This is a genomic window from Rhodopseudomonas palustris (assembly GCF_013415845.1).
In the GTDB taxonomy this organism is placed as follows: Bacteria; Pseudomonadota; Alphaproteobacteria; order Rhizobiales; family Xanthobacteraceae; genus Rhodopseudomonas; species Rhodopseudomonas palustris_F.
This window is the reverse complement of record NZ_CP058907.1, coordinates 1,941,052-1,962,478: the sequence shown is the minus strand read 5'-3', so window position 1 is coordinate 1,962,478 and position 21,427 is coordinate 1,941,052. Positions and strand designations below refer to the sequence as shown.

Here is a 21,427-nt window from a genome sequence, read left to right as displayed (position 1 = left end):
TAAGCCGAGCTGAGGAGCGACCGGCGCGCGACCCAAGGCCGACGAGCTCCTGCCTTACGACGAAGGTCGCATCGGCCTATGCTGTGGATGAATCGCACTCACGCGTCCTGCGCGAATCAGCGCGGACCTACGCGTCAGCTTGCCTTGCGCAACAGTGAATAGCGCTGCTCGAGCCGCGCCGGATCAAGCGCGTGCATCCACACCGGAACATCGTCAGGGACGATCGCAGGGGCTGGCTCCGGTGCAATCGGAGCACGCTCCGGCTCGGCGGGCTTGATGGGTGTTGCGGGAGTGGCGACGCGCGGCGACTGGGCCGGCCGCGGTGCCGAGTGAGGCAGCGCGTACGAGGGTGAGCCGTTGACAACCTCGCCGTCGAAGTAGAACGCCAGCCGCGGCGGGACTTTCTTGTTGTGGCCGAGCCAGGACAGATCGACCGGACGATTGTCGAGGGTCGCTTCCCGCTGCAACAGGCCGCGCCAGGATTCGACGGCGGCTTTGGCTTCCTGGACGTTTTCGAGAAATTCGAGCTCGCCGAAGAAACGCCGCCACCGGCCGGTTTCAAACAGCTCGGTGAGGTAGTCGAGCCGCTGTTCTGCGAGCAAGCACCAGCGCTGGACGAGCGCACGCCCACGCTCTGCGTCGGTCTGTTCCATGGTCGGTCCGCCAGGAGAGGAAAAAAGGAACGCGACGCAACTTACGAATCGACGCAAAGCTTACGAACAATGTTGTTAACAAAAATTTACCATGTCCAGCGCAGCGGTAACTTGGGGCGCCCCTGCGACCGAACCTCGTAATACTGCCGGGAATTGGAAGGCTCACGGCGGATCATCCGCCGATTCGAGCCGGAAAACGAAAGACCCGCCCGGGGGGACAACCGGGCGGGTCAAAAGCCATATCAGCGCAGGGGTGGATGGGCGCTCGCGCCGACTGGCCTCGTTAGGGAGGTGGTTTCCGCTCCCACAACGATTGGTCAGCGGACAACGCCCAGACGTTCAATCCGGTTGCGGATTTTTTCTCGCGCGCGAGCTTGTGAAGCAAGCGAGAAAGGCCCTGCACCGGCCGTCACGGCGCGGCAGCCAATCGGCCGCGGCAGAGCCGAAACCGCGCGCTCAACAGCTTATTTGTGCAATGCGAAGTAATCAGGGAGCGGACAATACGACGCTGACGACCGGCTCCTTTTGCAGCCTGCCGATCAGAGTCTCCTGATCCTGCTTCGACAGCGGCTGAGTGCCGAACTGCAGCCGGAACAGCCCGCCTCGCGAGCTGTCGACCACCACGGCATTATATTGGTCGAGCAGGGCGGCGATCTCCGAGGCGCGCGCCTCAGGCGCAAACTTGACCAACACACGCGGGCCCGATTGCGGCGCCAGGCTCCGCACCACCGGTCCGCCCGAACGCTCCGCCATCACCATCGGCGGCGTCGGTTTGCCGGCATCTGCCGCACGATCGGCCATCGCCGCCGCGGGCGGCGAAACCGTCGCGGGAGCCGGAGCCGATGCCGGCGCGCGCGCCACCTCGCGCTGCGGCTGATAGGCGGCGGTCTGCACCGGAACCGCATGCGGCCACGTCAGCAGCGCGCCGATCAGCCCGGCCTGTAGCAGAAGCGCAAGGCCGGCGACCGACGCCGACCATGCCAGCGCCTTCGGCGACAACCCGGCAAAGAAACCGGCAAAGCGCGCGCCGAGCCCCTGCCCGGCGCCCGGCGCCCGTGCCGGCTCGGCGTCGATCGCAGCGAACAGCTTCTGCATCGCGCGCGACGACGGCGCGCCGAGGCTCTCGTTGAGTTCGATGGTCGAGGCATATTCTTCGAGGATGACGGCATATTGCCGCGCCAATGCCGGATCGCGATCAAGCGCGTCAGCGACACGGCGGGCATCGCGGGCATTCAGCGTGCCGGCCGCATACCACGGCAGCAGCGCCTCGACGTCGCCCGGCTCCCGGGGATCCGGCATCGTGTTGCTCATCGCCATCATGGCCAGCCTCGCTGCACGCCGGCCGCCTGCAGCAGATCGGCGAGTTTCTTGCGTGCGTAGAACAGTCGGGTTTTCACCGTGTTCTCCGGAATTCCGACGATCTCGGCGACTTCTTCGATGGATTTCTCATGGTAGTACACCAGATCGACGATCTCTCGATGCTCGGGCGTCAGTGAGGTCAGGCACTTCCGCAGAGCTTCGCCTGTATCCTTCTTCTGCACCGCGATCTCCGGATCGTCGGAAGGATCCTCGATCGCGGCGGCGGCCTCGTCGTCCAGTTCGGCGTCCTTACGCCGTCGCAGCGCCGATAGCGCCTTGAACCGCGTAATCGCTAGCAGCCAGGTTGAAACCGAAGACCGTCCCTCGAACTTGCCGGCCTGACGCCAGACGTCGAGGAAGACTTCGCTGATAAGATCCTCGGCAATCTGTTCGTTCCGAACGAGGCGCAGACCGAACCGGAAGACTTTGACGTGATGCCGTCCATACAGGACCTGCATCGCGACCCGGTCCCCCTGGGCGATCCTGGATATCAGGACGTCGTCGGTGGCTGCCTGCTTGGTACTCACTGGCCGTCTCTTGGATTTGGTCGGCCCGGCATCGCGGAAGGTTCGATAAATAAAAGCAAATTTTCGATCCTCGGAATGGCCGCAGGTCCCGATTCCAGTGCAAAACGCGGCCTAAGCCAGCAAAATCACCCGGCCGGCCCATCTCAGCGGGCAGCCTGAGTCGCCGTTTCGTGCCGGATCGAGGTTACCAAGCCGAGATGCGGTTTGCGCGACATATTCACAGCCGAGTGTCGTCACGACGGCAGTGGCTGTCCGGGAAATCCCGCAAGAATGCCGCTGGAATCAATCTACTAGCGGCCTCTATCAACCCTTGCGAGCAAATGGCAGATACCAAAACGAAAGGCTTTTCCTAGTAGGTTCCCCAAGAGCAAAATCGACCGGGCGGACGATGGGACCAACTGCCGCGCTGTCGGGCACCCTGCCCGATCCTCAAACCAGGGCCGAAGACGCGCGCACCCTTGCCGTCCGCGGCCGGCGGATGCGTCAGCGCCGGCACATGCTGGACCTGATCGCCGCCAGCTTCATGATCGATGCCGCGATCCTGCTGATCTACGTCCAAGCCGGGACAATCCCGTCGATGGTGGTGGTGGCGTTCGCCGTCTCCGGCGCCCTGGTCGGTGGCATCCTGTTCGCTCTGTCGGAATCCGGATTCAACGATCGCTTCTCCGATCACTATCTGACGGTGCCGATCGCGATCACGACGCTGGCATTGATCATCGCCTTCACGGTGTGGGCGCCGCAGATCGGGGCGTTCTTCCTGTTCGAACTGTTCGTCGTGTTCGGCTTCGCGTCGCTGCGCGCCGACCGCCGGCAGGCGTTGATCTTATGGTCCGCGCTACTGTGCGTGCTGGTGCCGCTGTTCCTGCTCACCGATCTGCCGATCGGGATGCCGCACGACAATTCGCTCGAACGCCTCGCCACCCTGCTGGCGCTGGTGCTGACCGTCGGACGCTGCACCTTCATCGGGGTGTTTTCGAAAGCCTTGCGCGACTCGCTGTACAAGCGCGGCGTCCAGCTGCGCGAAGCCTATCAGCGGATCGAGGAGCTGGCCGAACTCGACGAACTGACCGGGGCCTATAACCGCCGCTGTATCATGCGGCACCTGGACAATGAGATCGAACGCGCGGCGCGGCACTGCGAGTCGCTGTCGCTGGCGTTGATCGACCTCGACTGGTTCAAGCGCATCAATGATACCTTTGGCCATCCGATCGGCGACGAGGTGCTGCGCACCTTCGCTATCACCATCTTCGCCAACATCCGCAGCTTCGACCGGTTCGGCCGCTACGGCGGCGAAGAATTCCTGCTGCTGCTGCCGAACACATCCGACGACGAAGCCCGCCTGATCCTCGACCGGCTTCGCATGATCGTCGCCGATCTCGACTGGAGCGCGTTCTCGCCCAGCATGATGGTGACGTTGTCCGCCGGCGTCACCACCATGACGCTCCAAGAATCCACCGAAGCCGTGCTGGCACGGGCCGATCGCGCGCTCTACGAGGCCAAGCACGGCGGACGAAACCGAATTTCCTGCGCCTGAAGAAACAGGCGTTCTTTGTCCGCTCTAGGAAAGAGTAATGACTTCACGACCAAAGAGGCCGGCCCTTCACCTGCTCGATGAATTGCAGGCGATGCTGGCGCACGGCACCGTGGCGCGTCGCGTGGAGACGCTGCGCCGGGTGACCGACCTGTTTCTCGACGGCGTCGACTACAACGACGAACAGATCGAGGTGTTCGACGACGTCTTCACCTGCCTGGTCGAGGACATCGAATCCAACGCCATGGTTCTGCTGGCGCAGCGGCTCGCCAACGTCCAGGCGCCGCCGCGGATCATCCGGCAGCTCGCTTTCGAAGACCGGATCGAGATCGCCGCGCCGGTGCTGTCGCAGTCGGAGCAGCTCGACGATGCCACCCTGATCGCCAATGTGCGCGCCAAGAGCCAGCAGCACATGATGGCGATCTCGACCCGCCGCACCCTCAGCGGCGCCGTCACCGACGTGCTCGTCGAACTCGGCAATCCGGCGGTGGTGCAGAGCACCGTGAAAAATCCCGGCGCCGAATTCTCCGACAACGGCTATTGCGTGCTCGCACGGCGCGCCGAACACGACGACGGCCTCGCCGACGCACTCGGTCAGCGCACCATTCCGCGGGCGCAGTATCTGAAGATGATAGCGATTGCCTCGGCGACCGTGCGCAGCAAGCTCGAAGCCGCCAATCCGCACGCCGCCGCCGATGTCGGCAACGCGGTGCGGCAGGCCGGCCGGCTGGCGCGCTCGGCACCGCGCGGCATCAGCCGCCAGACCTCGATTGCGCACGGGCTGGTGCGCTCGCTGTTCGAAGAAGGTCGCATCGATGCCGCCGCGGTGCATAGCTTCGCCCAGCAACGCAAATTCGATGAGACCAATCAGGCGATCGCCTGTCTCGCCAACATCACGGTCGAAACCGCAGAAGCCATGATGGTCGAATCGCGCGACGAAGGCGTGCTGATCCTCGCCAAGGTGTGCAACCTGGCGTGGGCGACGGTGCGCGAGATCATCGACATGCGCGACGAAATCAACGGCACGCACTCGCACGACCTCGAGGAATGCCGCGACACCTATGAGCGGCTGCGCACCTCCACCGCCCAGCAGGTGCTGCGCTTCCACCGCATGCAGCAATCCACGGTCGCCGCACCGCCGGCCGCCTGAGCGGCCGGCGACTGCGTCCCACCTACCACCGCGCCTTGAAGCCGGCGTAGACGGCGCGCCCGGTGCCGGGTTCGAACAGCGGCGAGTTGGCGTTCGCCTTGTCGATGATGCTCGCCGAGGCGATGTAGGTCTTGTCGAGCAGGTTGCGGCCTTCGATATAGATCGAATACGGCCCGCCATTATCGATACCCGCTTTGAGGCCGAGCAGTGCGTAAGGCTCGGTCTGAAGCGTATTGGCGCTGTCGACGTAGTAGGCCTGCGGCACCCATTCGACGTTCGGGCCCATATAGAAGCCGTTCGGATTCTTGTAGAGCAGCTCGGCGCGCAGATAATGCCGCGGCGCACCAGGCAGCAGATTGTTGCCGAACTTGGCATCGCCGTCGAAGCGGAAGTCGTTCAGCGTGTAGGCCATGTTCAGCCACAGCCGGTCCGGCGCGCCGGCGCGCTCGAGCAGGTGCTTGAACAGCGTCACGCCGAGACCGGCTTCGACGCCTTGGTGCATGGTGCGGTTGGCGTTGGTGACGTTGCAGTTGCCGAACGCGCTGTACAGACACAGCAGTTCGTCCTTGATCTCGGCCCGGTACAGGCTGAGATCCCAGGTTACGTCAGGACGGCGCCCGCGGGTGCCGATCTCATAAGTCGTGGCACGCTGCGGCCGGATGCTGGTGAACGGGATGAACGGAATCCCAGGTCCCGATGCGCTCTCGCCGAAGCTCGGCACCTCGGCGCTGCGCGAGACGTTGGCGAATGCCTGCCAGTTCGGATCGATCTGCCACAGCAGGCCGCCCTTCGGGCTCCACAGATTGAACTCGGTCGAGCCGGATTGATCGCCGTCCGACAGGAAGCGATCGCGGCGGTCGCGGGTGGCGTGCAGGAATTGCGTTCCGCCGACCAGGGCGACGTTCTGCAGGAAGTAGAACGAGTCCTCGATGTAGACGCTGGTGTTGGTCGACTTGTCGAGCGACGACGACGCCAGCGCGCCCTTGTTGCCGGCGACGTTGACGTACTGCTTGTTGTCGATCCGGCCGTTCAGCAGATTGACGCCGGCGACCAGGCGATTGCGATAACCGCCGATGATGCGATCGTCGGTGACTTTGGCGAAGCCGCCGTAGTCCTGGTAGCGATAGTCGAGCCACTGAAAGATCGGATGCATCAGATGGCGGTCGACGCCGAAAGCGCCGAAGTCGACCACAGTGTCCTCGAACCGGATCGTGGTCTTGTTGGCAAGCCGCACGGTGTCGATGTTGCGCTGCTGATCGAGCGCGATGTTATTGGCCGCTGCGGTCTGCGGCGAATTCAGCGCGATGTCCTTTGTGACGCTGCCGGGGATTTTCTGCCGGACGCTGTTGGCGTTGAGATAGAACCGCGTCTCGATATCGGGCGTGATCTGATATCCGACATTGCCGCTCAGCCGGTATGCCTGACCATCGCTGTGATTGCGGAAGCCGTCCGCGGCTTGCGCCGAGGCCGTGATGTAGCCGTCCCAGGCACCATTGACGCCGCCGGCATTGGCCTGCAGCCGGCGATAGCCGAACGCGCCGGCATCGACGCTGACGCCGTTCGGGAACGGATCGCGTCCCGTTTTGGTGACGAAGTTGATCGCGCCGCCGAGCGAATTGGCGCCGAACTGCAGCGCGTTGGCGCCCTTGTACACCGAGACGTAGTTGTAGGCGGTCGGATCGATCTCCTGGAAATCGCCGTAGCCATCGGCGGTGTTGATCGGAATGCCGTCCATGTAGAGCTGCACACCGCGCAGGTGGAAATTGCGCGACAGGCCGGAACCGCGGATCGACAGCCGGGTGTCGTCGCCCCATTTCGGCTGCGCGAACACGCCGGGCACGTAGTCGAGAATGTCCTTGATGGTGTTGGACACCGTCGAGTTGCGATAGGCGTTGGCCGGCACCAGCGCGACGCCGCCCGGCGTTTGCTCGATGTCGCGTAGCGTCTGCTGCACGGTGAGCACTGTCAGTGCAGGACCGCGCGCGACCTCGCTTGCAGCCGGCGCAGCGGACGGCTGCGCAGCCGGGGCGGCGCTGCGCACCGCGCGCGTGGACTGCGATGCTGCGCGCGGCTTCGGACGCACCGGCGCCGGTCGCGCGGCTTGATCGGGCGCCTGCACGGTGACCGGCGGCAGAGGGCTATCGGAAGAACGGCTTTGCGCCGCAGCAGGAAGAACGACGAGGCAGGTGGAGACGAGCGCGGTGGCATGCACAAGCAAATGCCTGCGCGACCGCGGGAATGCGGAAGACATGACGGAACTCCGGCAACTGAGCGGACGATGAGGTGGACGCGCGCAATGCGCGCGCGATCGTCAGGTCAGAGCCGGCGGGCCACGGGGCTGATGAGCAGGAGACGGCCGCAGCGCGACGAACGGCGTCGCGGGCGGGACTTCGTAACGGATACTGAAGGCGATCCGGATCGCGAGCGCCGGCGACAGCGGCGGCGGGGTCGCGCTGACATGCTGGCCGAGGCACAGCGGACAGCGGATCGGGACCGCCTTGGCCGGCTGGCCGGAGTCACCCGGAGCGCCATCTGCGGCAGCGAGGCAGAACTCGTGCCCGGTGACAAGCTGGACCGGGGATTGTCCCGCGAGCAGCGTGCTGGCGAGAATGACATTGAGCACGAGCGCGTAGGCGGCGATCCAAGCCGCCACCAATGCCCTCGCCCGCCGTCGTGAAAACCCGCCCATTCTGCGCCCCTTGGTGTTTTGCTACCACAGGGGCGAAGCGAGTCAAATTCATTCGCGATCAGTAGCGTGCCGGAGGTGTCTCAGTAACGCAACACCCGCCGCCCTAGCAGGGCGCCGAGGCCGGCAACCATCGCGGTCGCCAGCGTGTACCAAGTGGCAACGAACAGCGGGGAATCGTCGACGCAATGCGCGGCATACAGCGTGCCGGCGAGCCCCGCCGACAGCATGCCAGCGAGCGCGCCCGCGAGCGCCGGGCGCGACGGCGCACCGCGGCGCAGCCCGAGCAACGCAGCGCCGAGAATCGGCAGCGACAATGCCGGAATCGAGCCAAGACACAGCAGCGAGTTGTGGCCGAGCAGCCGCGTCATCGCCGAGGTGCGATGCGGCAGCATCGCTTCGACACCGATCGCGAGGCCGAGGATCGCCAGCGGTGCGAGCAGCAACAGGCGCCAGCCTTTCGCCGTCGCCTCGGGGCGCGACAGATGCAGCGCGACGATGATCGCCGATAGCGACAGTGCCAGCGTCACCACGAATTTCAGATCGAAGAACGGATTGCGCATCGCCTGGTGCAGGTCGGGGCGCAGGCCGAGCGTCGTCAGCAGCAAGGCCGCCGACACCGGCAACGCCACCAGCAGCGCAGCAGCCAGCACCTGCCCAACTGGGCGGTCACGGCGGGCGCCGTCGGCGGCGAGCGCTTGGATCAGGCGATCGGTTTCCATGGTCACACCGTTCTCAATTTGGCGGCGAGCGCCGACAGGCCGCGATGCAGCGCCACCCGCACCGCGCCCTCGCTCATCGACAGTTTCGCCGCGGTGTCCTTGATCGAGGCGCTGTCGACGGCGATCGATTGCAGCACGTCGCGCTGCCGCGGCGGCAATCCTTCGAGGTGCCGCGTCACTTCGCTGGCGGGCAATGTCTCCGGTGCCGGTTCGCTCGCCAGCGTGTCGGCGAAGTCGTCGATATCGACGAACACCCGGCGGCCGCGGCGCCGCAGCGTATCGATCAGCTTGTTGCGAGCGATCGCGAACAGCCACGGCGCGAACGGCGCGCCGGGATCCCAGGTTTGCCGCTTCAGATGCACCGCAAGAAGAATGTCCTGCACGATGTCCTCGGCCTGATCGACAGGCTGTCCGGCGCGGGCGAGACCGCGCCGCGCACCTGCGCGCAGCACCGGGGTGACACTCTCGAGCAGGCGCCGATACGCGATGCTGTCGCCGGCATTGGCTGACCGCATCAGGTCGGTCCATTCGTCGTCACGTCCGCGCACGCACGCTCCCGTCCAACAGTTCGGCCCTGACCGCGGTTCGTTACGTCCGATCGGGGCGATCACGGAGTCGTGAGGCACCCCAGCAACAAAGACCGCGCGCCGACTGTTGCCATAGCACCGAACCGCGATCCGCAGCCAATTCGCGCCACTGCCCAGATGTTGCCGCGGATCGGCAATGTTTCCTCATGGTTTGGCCCCGCTGACGCCACCACCCCGCGGTTTCTGGTCACGGGCTGGCAAATGGGGAGAATGTCATGGACATCAAAGCCAGCGGGCGCTCGGCTCTGATCATTGCAGCAGGATTGACGGTGGGCTTGTGGTGCGTTGCACCCGCGACACCGAGCTTTGCGGCGCCGCAGGCCGCCGCAAGCGACAGCGGAAGCGCCGCCAAACCGGCGCCGAAGAAAAAGGCCGTGAAGCACCACGCCAAGCCGGCCAAGGCCAAGCAGGCCCAAGCCAAGCCGTCCGATACCAAGCCATCTGACGCCAATCCGTCCGAGGCCAAGCAGTCCGAGGCCAAGTCGGTGGTCAAATCCCCGGTCGAGGAAGGCCGCACCGCCGACGCCCAGACCGAACCGAAGCCGCTCGCCGACGCCAGCGGTGCCCTGCCCGCCTCGATCGCCAACGCCAATGCGCAGGCGACGCCGGCCGAGGCCGCTCAGGCCCAGCCGACCCCGTCCGCAGACGCCAGCCAGGCGGCAGCGCCGGCCCCCGCGGCTGGCGCGACCAAGCCCGCCGTCATTGCCGCCGACCAGGTCAACGATCTCGACCGCGCCGCGACCGATGCACCGCAGCTTCAGGCCCAGATGCAGCCGCAGCAGCCCGCTGCCACCGAGACCGCAGCCACCCCGCAGCCGCAAGCCGAGACGCAGGCCAAAGCTACCGCGCACGATGACGATGCGTGGGACAAGGCGTCACTGATCGGCAAGATCTTCATCGCGGCCGGCGGCCTCCTCACCCTCGCCTCCGCGGCGCGGATGTTCATGGCCTGAGGGCGTCCGCGCCCACCCCTTGAAGCCGCTGGCGGCAGCGGGCAGATTGCCCGCGGCCGCGGTCGGCCTTCCGGGGACATGCATCATGAGCACATTCGAATTCATCATCGTCGAGCGTCAAAACGCGGTCGGCATCATCAAGCTCAACCGCCCGAAGATGCTGAATGCGCTGTCGTTCGGCGTGTTTCGTGAGATCGGCGCGGCGGTCGAGGATCTCGAGGCTGACGATGCGATCGGATGCATCCTGATCACCGGCAGCGAGAAGGCGTTCGCCGCCGGCGCCGACATCAAGGAGATGCAGCCGAAGGGCTTCATCGACATGTTCAACGAGGACTTCACTTCGATCGGCGGTGACCGGCTCGCGCGCTGCCGCAAGCCGACCGTCGCCGCGGTCGCCGGCTACGCGCTCGGCGGCGGCTGCGAATTGGCAATGATGTGCGACATCATTATCGCCGCCGACACCGCCAAGTTCGGTCAACCGGAAATCACGCTGGGCACCATTCCGGGCATCGGCGGCACCCAGCGTCTCACCCGCGCTATCGGCAAGTACAAGGCGATGGACCTGTGCCTCACCGGACGGATGATGGACGCGCAGGAAGCCGAGCGCTCGGGCCTGGTCAGCCGCATCGTGCCGGCCGACAAGCTGATGGAAGAAGCGCTCGGCGCCGCCGAAAAGATTGCAACGATGTCGCGCCCCACCGCAGCGATGGCCAAAAGCGCGGTGAACCGTGCGCTGGAAACCACGCTCGCGGAAGGTCTCGCCGTCGAGCGCGACCTGTTCCGATCGACCTTCGCGCTGGAAGATCGCGCCGAGGGCATGGCGGCGTTCATCGAAAAGCGCAAGCCGAACAACCAGAACCGCTGACAACACGCTGACAGATCGCGGCCGCTGCGTCGGAAAGCGTGCACAATACCGCGCGCCCCATCGTCGCAGCGTTGCCGCATCACAACACCCCCGCGCGGCAACAACGGCTCTCGGGCCCGGTCGATTGCCTCGCGTTGCACTGCGTTCTACAAACGCGCAGGCATCGCGGGGCGGATGTCCAGGAGGGCGCGGGACCGCATGGTTTGGTGGACGAGACTCGTTGGCAGCGCGTATCGCGCTCATCGCTCGGCGTTGACCCTGGGGGTCGCGACGGCGATCGGCGTCGCAGCGGCCGGACCGGTATCGGCCGAAGGACTATCCGACGCGCTGGTCAAGGCTTACCAATCAAATCCGCAGCTCACCGCCGAACGCGCCCGCCAGCGCGCGACTGATGAAAACGTGCCGCAAGCGCTCGCCGGCTATCGGCCGCAGCTTCTGGCGACACTTGGTGCCGGCCTGCAGCAGGTGCGCAACCTGCTCCCCACCAATACCTACCAGGGCGACACGCTGCGCCCGTGGACGATCGGCGTCACCGTCACGCAGACGCTGTTCAACGGCTTCCGCACTGCCAACAGCGTGCGGGTCGCCGAGCTACAGGTGAAGTCGGGCCGCGAGGCGCTGCGCAACGTCGGCCAGGGCGTGCTGCTCGACGCGGTGACCGCTTATACCAACGTGCTCGCCAACCAGGCCTTGGTGGCGGCGCAGAAGGCTAACGTCGATTTCCTCAGCCAGACGCTCGACATCACCAAGAAGCGCCTGAACGCCGGCGACGTCACCCCGACCGACACCGCGCAGGCCGAAGCGCGGCTCAACCGCGGACGCGCCGACCTCAACGCGGCGGAAGTGAACCTCGCGATCAGCCAAGCCACCTACGCAGCGGTGATCGGCAGTCCGCCGGGCACGCTGAACAATGCCACGCCGGTCGACCGGCTGCTGCCGAAGAGCCGCGAAGACGCGATCGCGCAGGCGGCGAAGGGCAATCCCGCGGTGCTGGCCGCGGGCTACGACGTCGACGTCGCCACAACCACCATCAAGGTCGCCGAAGGCGCGCTGCTGCCCACCGTGACGTTGCAGGGCAGCGCCAGCCGCGCCAGCCAGACCGACTCCACCCTCGGCACCTACGGCACCGACCAGGCATCGGTGATCGGCCAGATCAACGCGCCGATCTATGACGGCGGCACCGCGGCGTCGCAGACCCGGCAATCGAAAGAACTTGCGGCGCAGAGCCGCTCGGTTCTCGATCTGGTGCGCAACCAGACCCGCACTGCCACAATCGGCGCCTGGGTTTCGAACGAAGGCGCCAAGATCGCGGTGAGCGCCGCGGAGTCCGAAGTGCGCGCTGCCGAAATTGCGCTGCAGGGCGTCAGCCGCGAAGCCCAGGGTGGCCAGCGCACCACCGTCGATGTGCTGAACTCCCAGCAGGATCTGATCCAGGCCAAAGCCCGCCTGATCGGCGCGCAGCGCGACCGTGTGGTCGCGTCCTACACCCTGCTCAGCGCGATCGGCCGCCTCGACGTCCAGTCCCTCGGCCTCAACACGCCGGACTATCTGCCGGACGTGCACTATCACCAGGTCCGCGACGCCTGGCACGGGCTGCGCACCCCGTCGGGGCAGTGACATCGGATTGCAGGCGGAAGATTGCGCCTGAGTTCCGCAAGCCTTTCAGGATCGAAGATCCAGTCACGCGCTAAAGCGCAACCCTCCGCTGCGCTTCAATATGCCTTGAACTGATTGCCGTGGAACGGGTCCATGTCCGGCGAGCCGAAGCCGGTGGGCTCCTGCTGCAGCGCGGCGCGCTGGGCGAAGCGCTCCTCGCGCGGCGGAAAGGCCGGGCCGTGAGTCGCCGTCACGGTGGCGGAGGTGTCGCCGAGCGCGCGGCCGGTATCCAGGCTGATGAAATGCTGCTGGGAACAGGCTAGGCAGAACACCGGCTCATAGGTCGGCCGATCCCCGCCGACCACCTCGTCGGCAAGCCAGGTCTGAGTCATCAGACCATTCTGCGGGCATCGGTAAACCAAGAGCTTAGCCATGGTTGAATGTTGCCATGGCTTCGCGTGCCCTCCTTGACTCAGGTCAAGAGGTCGCTGCGGTGTATCGCCGCGACAGCTCTGTCATCGGGACGTCACACGGTAACAGCGCAGTTGTTGCGTATTTTCAACACGATCTCGCCACACCCGGACAACTCCTACTCGCGTTACTACGAGGGGGTGCGAATGGCCGGCGGAGCGATTAGTTGGCGCGCCGCCGGGAGAAGTACGAGATCAGAACCGGCAGCGTGATGAGAATCACCCCCGGCGCCAGCATCATGCCGGTGACCACCACGATCGCCAGCGGCTTCTGCACCTGCGAGCCGATTCCGGTCGACATCGCCGCCGGCAGTAGGCCGACGCCGGCGATCACGCAGGTCATCAGCACCGGTCGCAGCTGCAGCTCGCCGGTGCGGACAACCGCGCGCAGCCGGTCGAGCCCCTGATCGATCAGCTGATTGTACTGCGACAGGATGATGATGCCGTCCATCACCGCAATACCGAACAGAGCGATGAAGCCGATCGCTGCCGACACGCTGAACGGGATGCCGCTGACCAGGAGGCCCATCACGCCGCCGAAGATCGCCATCGGGATCACGCTCATCGCCAACAGCGTGTCGGTCAGCGAGCCGAAGTTGAAAAACAGCAGCGCGCCGATCAGCGCCAGACTGATCGGGACCACGATCGACAACCGCTTGATCGCGTCCTGCAGATTGCCGAATTCGCCGACCCACTCCATTCGCGAGCCCGGCGGCAACTGCACCTGGGCATTGACCTTTTCCTGGGCCTCACGGATCGCGCTGCCGAGATCTCGCTCGCGCACCGAGAACTTGATCGGCAGATAGCGCTCCTGGTCCTCGCGATAGATGTAGGCGGCGCCGGACACCAGCTGGATGTCGGCGAGTTCGCTGAGCGGGATCTGGGTGATGCCGTTCGGCCCCTGAACGCCGATCCGCAAATTGTGGATCGCTTCGGCGCTCTTGCGATACTCCGGCGCCAGACGGACGATGATCGGGAAATGCCGGTCGCTGCCCGGCTCGTACAGGTCGCCGGCGCTGTCGCCGCCGATCGCCACCTTGATGGTGGCGTTGATGTCGCCCGGCGTCAGCCCGTAGCGCGCCGCACGGGCGCGGTTGACGTCGATCTGGATGGTCGGCTGGCCGAGCGAGGTGAACACCGCGAGGTCCTGCACGCCCTGCACCGTCGACAGCACCGCCTTGATCTTGTTGGCGGTGTCGGTGAGCGCCTGCAGATCGTTGCCGTACAGCTTGATCGAATTCTCGCCCTTCACGCCGGACACCGCTTCGGAGACGTTGTCCTGCAGATACTGCGAGAAGTTGAACTCGACGCCGGGGAATTTCGCCTGCAGCTGCTTCAGCATCCGCGCGGTCAGTTCGTCCTTGTCGTGGCTGCCGGGCCATTGCGAGGCAGGCTTCAGCGGCGCGAAGAACTCGGCGTTGAAGAAGCCGGCGGCGTCGGTGCCGTCGTCGGGACGGCCATGCTGCGACACTACCGACTCGACCTCCGGGAAACCGGCGATCAGCTTGCGCATGTCGTTGACGTAGCCGTTGCCTTCGGTGAGCGAGATCGTCGGCGGCAGCGTCGCGCGGATCCAAAGGTTGCCCTCTTCCAGCTTCGGGAGGAATTCGAGGCCGAGGAAACGAGTGGCAATCACGGTGGTCAGCACCAGACCGGCCGCGCCTGCCATCACCACGGGCCGGTTCTTCACCGCCCAGCCGAGCCACGGCGTGTAGACCTTGTGCAGCATCCGCATCAGCCAGGTCTCAGTTTCCTGGACATGGTGCGGCAGGATGATGGCGCTGAGCGCAGGCGTCACCGTGAAGGTCGCCAGCAGGCCTCCGGCGAGCGCGTAGGCGTAGGTCCGCGCCATCGGCCCGAAGATGTTGCCCTCGACGCCGGACAGCGTGAACAACGGCAGGAATGCCGCGATGATGATCGCCGCGGCGAAGAAGATCGAACGCGACACATCCGCCGCGGCGGAGCGGATCGCGTGCTTCTTCATCCCCATGATGGTGTCGGCGGAGATCTGGCTGCGCTCTTCGGGCGACAACACGGTGGTGTGCGAGAGTCGTCTGAAGATCGCTTCGACCATGATCACGGTGGCGTCGACGATCAACCCGAAGTCGATCGCGCCGACCGACAACAGATTGGCGGACTCCCCGCGTAACACCAGGATTATCACCGCAAAGAACAGCGCGAAGGGAATCGTCGCTCCGACGATCAGCGCGCTGCGCAGGTCGCCCAGGAAGATCCATTGCAGCAGCACGATCAGCAGGATGCCCACCACCATGTTGTGCAGCACGGTGTGGGTGGTGGTGTCGATCAGATCCTTGCGGTCGTAGATCCGCTCGATCCGTACGCCCGGCGGCAGCACGCCCGAGGCGTTGATCTTCGTCACCGCCTGCTCCACCCGCGCGATCGTCGGCGAGCTCTGCTCGCCGCGGCGCATCAGCACGATACCCTGAACGATATCGTCGTCGTTGTTGATGCCGGCGATGCCGAGCCGCGGCTTTTCAGCGACGCTGACCTTGGCGACGTCTTTGACCAGCACCGGATTGCCGTTGTTCGACACCACCATGGTGTTGGCGAGATCGTCGAGGGAACGGATCAGACCGACGCCGCGGACCACCGCGGATTGCGCGCCAATGTCGACAGTGTTGCCGCCGACATTGATGTTGGAGTTGGAGACCGCCTGCAGCACCTGCGGCAGCGTCAGGCCATAGGCGATCAGCTTGTTGAAATCGACCTGGACCTCGTAAGTCTTGGTCTTGCCGCCCCAGCCGGTGACGTCAATCACACCGGGAATGGCCCGGAAGCGACGTTGCAGCACCCAGTCCTGCAGCGTCTTCAGATCAAGCACGCTGTAGCCGGGCGGGCCGACGAGCCGATAGCGGAAGATCTCGCCGATCGGGCTGAGCGGCGAGATACCGGGCTGGACGTTGCCCGGCAGCGGCGGCAGCTGCGACAGCCGATTGAGCACCTGCTGCAGCGCCTGCTGATAAGTGTAGTCGAACGAGAACTGCAGTTTGACGTCCGACAGGCCGTACAGCGAGATCGTCCGGATCGTCTTCAGGTTCTTGATGCCGGCGACCTGGGTCTCGATTGGGATCGTGATGTAGCGCTCGATCTCCTCCGCCGAGAGCCCGGGGCTCTGGGTGACGATGTCGACCATCGGCGGCGTGGGATCAGGATAGGCTTCGATATTGAGATGTTCGAACGCGGCGACACCGCCCGCCAGCACCAGCAAGAACAGCGCGAGCATCAGGAAACGGCGGTTGACCGCGAGTTCGACGAGGCGACCCATGCGGATCGGACCTTTCAGGGCAGGCGGAGGCTGTGAGGCGCTGGTCCGGCGGTTATGTCATGCCGCGGGCCGTTCAGAAGAACAAGGCGCCCGCGAGCTGAAGGCGGGAGCGCCGGGCGGCGGGACCGCGCGGCGACGGTCGTGTGGAGACCAGAGTTACCCGGTGGCAGCCCGATCAATGAACAGGCTGCCCCGGGTGATGACCTTTTCGCCCGGACGCAGGTTGCCGGTGACTTCGACCAGATCGCCGGCCGACAGGCCCGGCTTCACCGTGCGCAGCTCGATCGAGCGGTCGTCATGCGCGACCCAGACGCGGACCTGGTCACCTTCGTAGATGAGCGCCTGGCGTGGCACGCCGACGGCCGGATGATCCGACGGCGAGTAGATCGTGACGTTGGCGAACATCTCCGGCTTCAGCAGCCCGCCAGGATTGTCGATGGTGGCGCGCACCGTCAGCCGGCGGGTGGTCGGGTCAATCGCCGCGGAGACGTAGTCGATTCGGCCCGTCAGCGTGCGGCCCGGCAGCGCCAACACCTTGAAGCTGATGTCCTGGCCTTCAGCAACATCGGCGGCTTCGCTTTCGCGGACGAAGGCGGTCAGCCACACCGTCGACAGATCGCCGATCATGTAGACGGGATCGCTGGAGCCGGCGTTGACATATTGGCCCGGACCGACCTTGCGCTGAACCACGGTGCCCGCGATCGGCGCCACGATGGTGGTCTCGGGATTGATATTGCCTTTGTTCTGGAAGGCAGAGATCGCGGACTCGCTCAGGCCGAGAATACGCAGCCTGTTCCGCGCGGCCTCGAGCGCTGTGGTGGCCGACTGGAAATCGTTCTGCGCGGTGATCAGCGTGGCCTGGGCCTGCTGATAGTCCTTCAGCGGCACCGCCTTGCCTTCGAACAGATCGCGGGCCCGTTTGTCCTGAAGCTGCGCCAGATCGAGCTGCGACTTCGCCTTGTTGAGCGCGGTCGAGGCGGTGATGAAATCGTTCTGGGCCTGGACGGTGTCCGGCGCTTCGATCGAGAACAGCGGCTGACCCTTGGTGACGTGGTCACCGGGGCGCGCCAGCAGCTTGGTCACGCGGCCCGCATAGGGCGAGAACACCGGGGTGGCGCGGTCTTCGTCGATCGCGATCTTGCCTTCGGTGACGTGCTCGGCGCGGAAGCTGCGGTCACTGACCGGCTCGATCGTCAGGCTGGCCCATTCTGCCGGAGTCGGGGTGTAGCGGTCGGCACTGCGGCGCGACTGGCTGGAAATATCGGTGTGGCCACGACCGGGTTGCTCGAACTTTGCCAGCTCGTAACCGCCCACAGCAACGCCGGCCGCAACGCACGCAGCCGCGATCCACCAGGTGCGCCGAAGACGCAGATTTCGAAGAAAATGTTCGCGCATGCCCTGCCTGAGCTCCGGCTTGATCGCCGCGTTGCCTCCCTGACGGCTGATAATGCCCGAATCGTGGCCAGCGCAAAGTGAAAACGGCAAAAATGCGCTTAGCAGCGAATGATGACACCAGCGCGTCAGCCGCCGACCGAGACGCGCGCCTCGACACGCAGCCTTACGAATTCCATCCTGAACGGCACATTAACCAGTGGAACCGGCTCCCGGATGCCTTAACCGCGGGCCGGCCAGGCCGCCGGGTCGGTCCCCAGCGGCACCGCCGGGCGGACCCAGGCGGCCGGCGTGGCGCTGAGAATCGCAGAATGCCGGACCGCCTCCAGCGTCCCGAAGCCGGATTGGGCGCGCTCGAGATACGGCGCCGCCGCTTCCTGGCCGATCTCCGGCGTGGCGAGACCGTGCGGCAGCCGCCCCATCTCCCACAGCCATTTGCCGGTGCGGGCCAGCGACACCTGGACGTGCCAGCTGCCGCCCTCGCGCGCCTGGCGGGCCTTGGCGATCATCGCCCCGAACGCCATCAAGTAGCCGGTCGCATGATCGAGGATCTGCATCGGCAATTCCTTCGGCCCGGCGACGCCGGCCGCCTGCCCTTCGGCATGGTTGAAGCCGGTGGCGCATTGCACCAGGGAGTCGAAGCCGCGCCGCTCCGCCCACGGACCCGAGCGTCCATAGGCGGACAGCGAGACGTAAACGATGCCGGGATTGATCGCGGCCGCCTCTTCGGGCGAGAAACCGAGCGCGGCGAGCGAGCGCGGGCGATAGCCCTGGCTGAAGATGTCCGCTTCGGTGAGCAGCTCGCGCAGCGCGGCGTGGCCCTCCGGCGTGGTCAGGTCGGCGAAGCTCGACAGCTTGCCACGACCGGTGTCGATCACCAGCCAGGGGATCGACGGCAACCGGGGGCTCGACACCAGCATCACGTCGGCGCCATGCGCCGCCAGTGTCCGGCCGGCGACCGGGCCGGCGATCACTCGCGACAGATCCAGCACGCGCAGGCCCACGAGCGGTCGGCTGCCTTCCGGCCACGGCTTCGGCGCCCCCTCGCCGATTTTGGTGATTTCGACGAGCGGCAACGCATCGAGCGCGGCAGCCTGCGGCAGCGCCTGCCATTCCTCGCGCGACCGCATCAGCGCCACCACACCGCCGGCCGCATAGGCGGCGGTCTCGAACGCTTCGCCCTCCCACTGCAGCAGCGCTGCCTGCACCGCGTCGCGAACCGGCTCACAGCCGAGCACCCGGCAGACGGCGTCGCGGTGATGCGGAAAGTTGGTGTGCAGCCGGACGTATCGGCCGCCCTTCACCTGATACACGCCCGCGAGCGGATCCCAAGCGGGCGGCGGCGGTTCGTCGTTCCTGCGCAAGTAGCGCTCGGAGCGGCACTCGATCGCGGCGTGGTGGATGTCGACGCTGACGTCCTGCGCCTGCCCGCACCGCATCGCCCAGATCTCGGCTGCCGCCAGCCCGCTCGCCGCAATCGCCACCTGCGCCGCGGCGTCGACGCGAAACGACGACGGTAGCTGCGGCTCGTCGCCGGTGAGTGTCACGCGATTCAGCGCGGCAGCATCAGCGCCGACGGAGGTCCAGAGATCAGCAAGCAGATCACGGGGAGATTGCATACGCCTTCCTCCCAGCTCCCATCGGAGCCGCCTTGGTGACACGCGTGGCTAAGTCGGTCGGCGCGCCGCACGCTGATGTCGCTCCGCATAGGCCGGTCCGGCAACCTCGCGCAAGAGTCCGCGAAACCAGATCAGCAGCGGATCAGCATTGCGCAGATGCGACCACACCAGCGTCATCGGCAGCTCGACCTTGTCGAACGGCGGCTGTTTGACGATCAGGTCGAAGGCACCGGCAAAGCGGCGCGCCAACGCCCGGGAGATGGTCGTCACCATATCGGTCGCGGCGACGGTCGCGAGCGCGGCGGTGAAATGCGGCGTGACCAACGCCACCCTGCGGCTCACCCTGGCGGCCGCCAGGATTCCATCCAGTTCCGAGCGACCGTCATCGAGTAGTGCGATGCCGACATGGTCGACGTCCGCGTAGTCGCTGATCCGCCAGGTGCGTTTGGCTTTCGGATGGCCTCGCCGCATCACCAGCGCGAGGCGGTCGTCGGCGATCGGCATACTCACCGCGCCGGGCGGCAGATCGGTGGTGGCGAGCGCGAAAGCGAAATCCAGCGCACCGCTTTCCATGCGCTCGCGCAGATCCGCGCGGTAGGGCTCGAAGCGCAGATCGATACCGGGCGCCTCGTGGGCCAACCGCGCCATCAACCGCGGCGCCAGCAGCACGGTCTGGTTGTCGGACGCCGCGATGCGGATGGTGCGCTGTTCGGTCGCCGGGTCGAACCGGCGCTCGCGAAACAGATCCTTGAGGTCGGCGACGGCGACGCTCAGGAGCGGCACCAGCGCTTGCGCCTTCGGCGTCAGGACAAGGCCGTGATGACCACGGACTAGCAGCGGATCGGCAAGCAGAATGCGCAGCCGCGACAGCGCGCGGCTCATCGCGGGCTGGCTCAGTCCGACGTCCTGCGCCGCATGGGTGACGTTGCGTCGGCGCAGCAGCGCCTCGAGCGGCGGCAGCAGATTGAGGTCGAGCCCGGCTAAATTCACATTGCGCATGATGAAGATATAAACAATGCATTTTTGTTATACAATGAAGACGCGTAGTTTCCGGCAACGTCGAAAGGAGATGACCATGACGCCGGAAATCGTCGTCCTCGGCTACGGCCCGGTTGGCCGTGCCACCACCGAATTGCTCGCAGCCAAAGGCGTCGCGGTACGTGTGGCGCAGCGATCCCAACCCGCCTATCTTCCGCGCTGTGCTGTGTTTCAAGCCTGCGACGTACTGGACCCTGCCTCGGTCGTCGGTGCTGTCGCGGGCGCCAAGCAGATCGTTGTCGCGATCGGTTTTCCCTATATCGCTGAGGTGTGGCGTACCTCGTGGCCGGCGGCGATGCAGAACCTGCTCGCGGCCGCTGCAGCAACGCACGCGCGGATGGTGTTCGTCGATAACCTCTATATGTACGGCGCGCAGCACGCAGCGCTGCGCGAGGACATGCCGCTGACCGATGTCGGCGTGAAACCCGCGGTGCGCGCCGAGATCACGCGGCTATGGACGAAGGCGAGCGCCGCCGGGCAAGTGCGCGTCGCAACGCTGCGGGCGCCGGACTTCTACGGACCGGGCGTCGGGCTGTCGCATCTCGGCGACCTCGCATTCGGCGCAATCGCCAAGGGCAAGCGAGCGATGCTGATCGCTCCGCCCGACACGCCGCACGACTTCGCCTATGTGCCGGATATCGCGCGGGCGGTGGCGAGCTTGCTTGACGCTCCAGACGACGCTTTCGGTCAGGCCTGGCACATGCCGAGCGCGCCGACCCGCACCCCGCGGCAGATCCTCGAACTCGGCGCCCGTGCACTCGGCACCACGGCGCGGATCTCGTCGCTGCCACAATGGCTGCTGCCGGTGGTTGGAGCGGTGTCGCCGATGCTGCGGGAGATGACCGAGATGCGGTTCCTATGGGATCGTCCGTATCAGGTCGATGCGCGGAAATTCACGAACCGGTTCTGGTCGGACGTCACGCCGTTCGAGATCGGCGCTGCGGCGACCGCGCTGTCGTTCCGCGACCAGACGAGCACGCTGGCGGCGTGATC

General features: G+C 65.8%; 18 protein-coding genes. 6 read left to right on the top strand and 12 right to left on the bottom strand.

The window, feature by feature from the left end; genetic code table 11:
* Nucleotides 1–134 precede the first annotated feature (134 nt).
* From HZF03_RS08985 to HZF03_RS08975, 3 genes are all read right to left on the bottom strand, one after another.
* Nucleotides 135–653, bottom strand: coding sequence for a TIGR03809 family protein (locus HZF03_RS08985; RefSeq protein WP_012495373.1), 519 nt, complete (start codon nucleotides 651–653; stop codon nucleotides 135–137).
* 486 nt (nucleotides 654–1,139) lie between these two features.
* Nucleotides 1,140–1,973, bottom strand: a complete 834-nt coding sequence (locus tag HZF03_RS08980; RefSeq protein WP_119018390.1) for a hypothetical protein — start codon at nucleotides 1,971–1,973, stop codon at nucleotides 1,140–1,142.
* Nucleotides 1,970–2,539 (bottom strand): sigma-70 family RNA polymerase sigma factor, encoded by a 570-nt coding sequence (locus HZF03_RS08975; protein WP_119018389.1) that lies wholly within the window; start codon nucleotides 2,537–2,539, stop codon nucleotides 1,970–1,972. Before HZF03_RS08975 ends, HZF03_RS08980 begins: the two co-directional genes overlap by 4 nt.
* A 388-nt stretch (nucleotides 2,540–2,927) precedes the next feature.
* Between HZF03_RS08975 and HZF03_RS08970 the strand changes: the two genes are divergently transcribed.
* Both HZF03_RS08970 and HZF03_RS08965 read left to right on the top strand, forming a co-directional pair.
* A complete protein-coding gene (locus HZF03_RS08970) occupies nucleotides 2,928–4,073 on the top strand; it encodes a GGDEF domain-containing protein (RefSeq protein WP_119018388.1) in 1,146 nt (381 codons plus the stop codon).
* A gap of 37 nt (nucleotides 4,074–4,110) precedes the next feature.
* The gene (locus tag HZF03_RS08965) at nucleotides 4,111–5,220 is read left to right on the top strand and encodes a DUF2336 domain-containing protein (protein WP_119018387.1); all 1,110 of its coding nucleotides are present in this window, start codon (nucleotides 4,111–4,113) and stop codon (nucleotides 5,218–5,220) included.
* 22 nt (nucleotides 5,221–5,242) lie between these two features.
* On the opposite strand, the gene HZF03_RS08960 is transcribed toward HZF03_RS08965, so the two are convergent.
* From HZF03_RS08960 to HZF03_RS08945, 4 genes are all read right to left on the bottom strand, one after another.
* Nucleotides 5,243–7,471, bottom strand: a complete 2,229-nt coding sequence (locus tag HZF03_RS08960) for a TonB-dependent receptor family protein (protein ID WP_119018386.1) — start codon at nucleotides 7,469–7,471, stop codon at nucleotides 5,243–5,245.
* A gap of 60 nt (nucleotides 7,472–7,531) precedes the next feature.
* A complete protein-coding gene (locus HZF03_RS08955) occupies nucleotides 7,532–7,873 on the bottom strand; it encodes a DUF2946 family protein (RefSeq protein ID WP_234832227.1) in 342 nt (113 codons plus the stop codon).
* Between the two features lie 116 nt (nucleotides 7,874–7,989).
* Nucleotides 7,990–8,628, bottom strand: a complete 639-nt coding sequence (locus HZF03_RS08950) for an NrsF family protein (RefSeq protein ID WP_119018384.1) — start codon at nucleotides 8,626–8,628, stop codon at nucleotides 7,990–7,992.
* A 2-nt stretch (nucleotides 8,629–8,630) separates the two neighbouring features.
* A complete protein-coding gene (locus tag HZF03_RS08945) occupies nucleotides 8,631–9,176 on the bottom strand; it encodes a sigma-70 family RNA polymerase sigma factor (protein WP_012495365.1) in 546 nt (181 codons plus the stop codon).
* Between the two features lie 254 nt (nucleotides 9,177–9,430).
* On the opposite strand from HZF03_RS08945, the gene HZF03_RS08940 reads away from it, so the two are divergent.
* From HZF03_RS08940 to HZF03_RS08930, 3 genes are all read left to right on the top strand, one after another.
* Complete coding sequence (locus tag HZF03_RS08940) at nucleotides 9,431–10,168, top strand: hypothetical protein (RefSeq protein ID WP_119018383.1); 738 nt, start codon at nucleotides 9,431–9,433, stop codon at nucleotides 10,166–10,168.
* 85 nt (nucleotides 10,169–10,253) lie between these two features.
* Complete coding sequence (locus HZF03_RS08935) at nucleotides 10,254–11,033, top strand: enoyl-CoA hydratase (protein ID WP_011157317.1); 780 nt, start codon at nucleotides 10,254–10,256, stop codon at nucleotides 11,031–11,033.
* 198 nt (nucleotides 11,034–11,231) lie between these two features.
* A complete protein-coding gene (locus tag HZF03_RS08930; RefSeq protein WP_119018382.1) occupies nucleotides 11,232–12,650 on the top strand; it encodes a TolC family outer membrane protein in 1,419 nt (472 codons plus the stop codon).
* Between the two features lie 95 nt (nucleotides 12,651–12,745).
* Here the strand turns inward: HZF03_RS08930 and HZF03_RS08925 are convergent, their stop codons facing one another.
* The 5 genes from HZF03_RS08925 to HZF03_RS08905 form a co-directional block, all read right to left on the bottom strand.
* Nucleotides 12,746–13,021, bottom strand: a complete 276-nt coding sequence (locus HZF03_RS08925) for a hypothetical protein (RefSeq protein WP_234803289.1) — start codon at nucleotides 13,019–13,021, stop codon at nucleotides 12,746–12,748.
* 241 nt (nucleotides 13,022–13,262) lie between these two features.
* On the bottom strand, nucleotides 13,263–16,385 hold the full coding sequence (locus HZF03_RS08920; protein WP_011157314.1) for an efflux RND transporter permease subunit: 3,123 nt from the start codon (nucleotides 16,383–16,385) through the stop codon (nucleotides 13,263–13,265).
* 156 nt (nucleotides 16,386–16,541) lie between these two features.
* Nucleotides 16,542–17,780 carry an efflux RND transporter periplasmic adaptor subunit gene (locus tag HZF03_RS08915; protein ID WP_011157313.1) on the bottom strand — a complete coding sequence of 413 codons (1,239 nt, stop codon included), beginning with the start codon at nucleotides 17,778–17,780 and terminating at the stop codon, nucleotides 16,542–16,544.
* Between the two features lie 218 nt (nucleotides 17,781–17,998).
* Nucleotides 17,999–19,396, bottom strand: a complete 1,398-nt coding sequence (locus HZF03_RS08910) for a CoA transferase (RefSeq protein WP_119018381.1) — start codon at nucleotides 19,394–19,396, stop codon at nucleotides 17,999–18,001.
* A 48-nt stretch (nucleotides 19,397–19,444) separates the two neighbouring features.
* On the bottom strand, nucleotides 19,445–20,395 hold the full coding sequence (locus tag HZF03_RS08905; RefSeq protein ID WP_119018380.1) for a LysR family transcriptional regulator: 951 nt from the start codon (nucleotides 20,393–20,395) through the stop codon (nucleotides 19,445–19,447).
* Between the two features lie 76 nt (nucleotides 20,396–20,471).
* On the opposite strand from HZF03_RS08905, the gene HZF03_RS08900 reads away from it, so the two are divergent.
* Nucleotides 20,472–21,425 (top strand): NAD-dependent epimerase/dehydratase family protein, encoded by a 954-nt coding sequence (locus HZF03_RS08900; RefSeq protein ID WP_119018440.1) that lies wholly within the window; start codon nucleotides 20,472–20,474, stop codon nucleotides 21,423–21,425.
* Nucleotides 21,426–21,427: the final 2 nt, after the last annotated feature.